This is a genomic window from Vibrio marinisediminis (assembly GCF_014050145.1).
Taxonomy (GTDB): Bacteria; Pseudomonadota; Gammaproteobacteria; order Enterobacterales; family Vibrionaceae; genus Vibrio; species Vibrio marinisediminis.
In genome coordinates, this window is record NZ_JACFYF010000468.1 from 1 (window position 1) to 221 (window position 221).

At 46.6% G+C, this 221-nt stretch carries 1 protein-coding gene; it reads right to left on the reverse strand.

The annotated features are described in order from the left end of the window. Positions 1 to 27: 27 nt before the first annotated feature. Positions 28 to 221 (reverse strand): hypothetical protein (locus H2O73_RS22065; RefSeq protein WP_220457815.1); only part of this gene is annotated, 194 nt, incomplete at its 5' end.

Below are 221 nucleotides of genomic sequence, written 5' to 3' on the forward strand. Positions count from 1 at the left end.
TCTTTTTATAATTATCCCTGAATTCTATTACAACGAAATGTTGCCTGCAAAGTTGGTTTGATGAAGCTTTTGCAAACTTTTGCCGGTTGATTTATTTGTTAGGCTTTCAGGCGCTGAGGCGGGCGTAATCGGAGCGAGACAAGGGGAAACGAACGCAGCGCCCGTTTCCCGGCAAGCGCTTAGCTGTAGCGCTTTTTCAGATCGGCGATGACATCCACATA